A 3,106-nucleotide genomic window follows, 5' to 3' on the forward strand; every position below is an offset into this window, starting at 1 on the left:
AATGAATTATTAGATGCGCATAAAAATGCTATCGCCATTCGCTTAGCCAGTTTTGAGTAGTGAGTCATTCATATTGTCAGCGCTATCGCTAAGCGCTAGTTAGCACCTTATAGAGTAGAAAGTAGAGAACACCACCATGAGCCAAACCTTAGCTGCGCCTTTTGATCCAAAAACGTTGGCCAGACCCGAATTATTGACGTTGACCCCCTACCAGAGTGCACGACGAATTGGTGGTCGTGGAGATATTTGGATTAATGCCAATGAATCACCATTCAATAATAGTGAGCTTGATAAAGTTAATCGTTACCCTGAGTGCCAGCCGCCAGCATTAATCAATGCTTACAGCGATTATGCTGGCGTAAAAGCCAGTAACGTGATTGCTAGCCGTGGTGCTGACGAAGCAATTGAATTGCTCATTCGAACATTTTGTATTCCTGGTGTAGACAGTATTGCTTGTTTTGGTCCCACTTATGGCATGTACGCTATTAGTGCTGCCACGTTTAATGTGGCGGTTACCGCGTTAAGTTTAACCGATGACTATCAATTACCTGATGCATGGTCAACTCAAATCGGTAGTGCCAAAATTGTATTTATTTGTAATCCAAATAACCCAACAGGTACAGTGATAGCTAAAGATAAAATTGAACAGGCTATTCAAGCGGCGCCAAATGCAATTGTGGTGGTAGACGAAGCCTACATTGAATTTTGCCCAGACTACAGCGTGGCTGATTTACTGGGTACATACCCTAACCTTGTCGTGTTACGTACATTATCAAAAGCATTTGCGTTAGCGGGCGCACGTTGTGGTTTTATGCTCGCAAATGATGACATTATTGATTTAGTCATGCGAGTTATTGCTCCTTATCCGGTGCCATTACCAGTGTCAGACCTTGCAGTAAAAGCGTTAAGTCCTGCTGGTATCGACACAATGCGAACTCAAGTGGCCAGTTTAATTGAACAAGGTAAACGTTTAAGTACTGCATTAACCGCTTATGGCGCTAACGTGTTACCTGCCAACGGTAATTATGTATTAGCTAAATTTGACGATGTTAATGCAGCAGCAAAAAGACTCAGTGATTCCGGTGTGGTTGCTCGTGCGTACAAAGATCCACGCCTTGCTGATGCAATTCGTTTTAGTTTTACCTCAGCCAAAGAAACCGATGTGATTATTCAGTTATTTCGTTAAGGCACGTTACATATCGGCCAATACCCTATACATCATAAATAAGAATTAGATATCACCATTTAAGGTAGTTAGCATGAAACAGAAAATCCTTTTTATCGACCGCGACGGTACATTAGTTGAAGAACCAGCCATCGATAAGCAACTCGATAGTTTGGCAAAATTAGTATTTGAGCCAAAAGTGATCCCAGCGTTACTTAAATTACAGAATGCAGGTTTCCGCTTAGTGATGGTCAGCAATCAAGACGGTTTGGGCACACCTTCGTTTCCAAAAGAAGACTTTGATGCCCCGCACGACATGATGATGCAAATTTTTGCAAGCCAAGGTGTGATATTTGACGATGTAGTTATCTGTCCACACTTTAATGATGAAAACTGCAGCTGCCGTAAGCCCAAACTGGGCTTAGTAAAAGACTATTTAACCCAAGGCAAAGTGGATTTTACCGAATCGGCAGTCATTGGCGATCGTGAAACTGACGTTGAACTTGCCAATGCCATGGGCATTAAAAGCTTTAAATATAATCGTCAAACACTCGACTGGGACACTATTACCAGCGCGTTACTGAGTAAAGGTCGCGTTGCGACGGTCGTGCGTACCACCAAAGAAACTGACATCAAAGTCACCATCGACTTAGACAACCAAAGCAAAGGTAAGATTGAAACTGGTATTGGCTTTTTTGACCACATGCTAGATCAAATTCAAACCCACGGTAACTTTAAAATGGACGTCCATGTTGACGGCGACCTAGAAATTGATGACCACCACAGCGTAGAAGACACTGCTCTCGCGATTGGCGACGCAATTCGTCAAGCCTTAGGCGACAAGCGCGGTATTGCTCGTTTTGGTTTCAGCTTACCGATGGATGAAGCCAGTGGCGAATGCTTAATGGACATTTCTGGTCGTCCGTTTATAAAATTCAGTGCTGATTTTGACCGTGAAATGGTGGGTGAAATGGCTATCGAAATGGTACCTCACTTCTTCCGCTCATTCGCTGATGGTCTGCGTTGCACTTTACACATTGGCTCGAAAGGCGACAATGATCACCACAAAGTGGAAGCGCTATTTAAAGTGCTAGGCCGCACACTTCGCCAAGCGGTGAAAGTGGAAGGTGACATACTGCCATCAAGCAAAGGTGTGCTGTAAGGAGTTCATGTGACACAAATATTGAATGCTTCAAGCTCTACCAATGATCTTACTGTGATTATTGATACTGGTTGTGCCAATTTAAGCTCAGTACGATTTGCTTTTGAGCGCCTTAACGCCAATGTCATTGTCAGCGCTGACTTTGATGTTATTCGAAGCGCTGCAAGAGTGGTACTACCAGGCGTTGGCACCGCAGGTGCAGCAATGGACGCCTTAAAGCAAAAGAACTTAATCGAGCTGATTAAAAGCTTAACGCAACCGGTTATGGGCGTATGCTTAGGCATGCAAATGCTGGCATCATTGTCTAATGAGCATGGCGGCCGCAGCGAACAAAGCATCACCTGTTTAGGCTTAGTACCAACGGATATTGGCGACCTAGACAGTAAAGGCTTACCGTTACCGCACATGGGCTGGAATCAAATAGAGGTGTCCGATCACCCATTATTTGTCGGCATTGAAAATGGCAGCTACGTGTATTTTGTGCACAGTTACCGAGCACCAATCAGTGAGTACACCCTAGCCAGCTGCACTTATGGTGAATCATTCAGTGCAGCCATTGGCAAAGATAACTTTTTTGGGGTGCAATTCCACCCAGAAAAAAGTGCCAAAGTAGGCGCGCAAATTTTACAGAACTTTTTACAGATGGGGTTAAACATGAGGACACCACAGTGATTATTCCTGCCATTGATTTAATTGACGGCCAAGTGGTGCGCTTGTACCAAGGTGACTACGACAAACAGACCACGTTTGACTTAAGTCCGTTGGCACAACTACAGTCT

General features: G+C 44.0%; 4 protein-coding genes. All 4 read left to right on the forward strand.

What is annotated here, in order from left to right; genetic code table 11:
- Positions 1-136 precede the first annotated feature (136 nt).
- Positions 137-1,186, forward strand: a complete 1,050-nt coding sequence (gene hisC, locus CXF78_RS18335) for a histidinol-phosphate transaminase (RefSeq protein WP_102037561.1) — start codon at positions 137-139, stop codon at positions 1,184-1,186.
- A gap of 73 nt (positions 1,187-1,259) precedes the next feature.
- Positions 1,260-2,327 carry a bifunctional histidinol-phosphatase/imidazoleglycerol-phosphate dehydratase HisB gene (gene hisB / locus CXF78_RS18340; RefSeq protein ID WP_102037562.1) on the forward strand — a complete coding sequence of 356 codons (1,068 nt, stop codon included), beginning with the start codon at positions 1,260-1,262 and terminating at the stop codon, positions 2,325-2,327.
- 9 nt (positions 2,328-2,336) lie between these two features.
- Positions 2,337-2,999 carry an imidazole glycerol phosphate synthase subunit HisH gene (gene hisH / locus CXF78_RS18345; protein WP_102037563.1) on the forward strand — a complete coding sequence of 221 codons (663 nt, stop codon included), beginning with the start codon at positions 2,337-2,339 and terminating at the stop codon, positions 2,997-2,999.
- Positions 2,996-3,106, forward strand: a 111-nt coding sequence (locus tag CXF78_RS18350; protein WP_257984943.1) for a HisA/HisF-related TIM barrel protein, incomplete at its 3' end; no start/stop codon positions are given. The genes hisH and CXF78_RS18350, both read left to right, overlap by 4 nt.

The organism is Shewanella sp. 11B5 (assembly GCF_002836795.1).
Taxonomy (GTDB): domain Bacteria; phylum Pseudomonadota; class Gammaproteobacteria; order Enterobacterales; family Shewanellaceae; genus Shewanella; species Shewanella frigidimarina.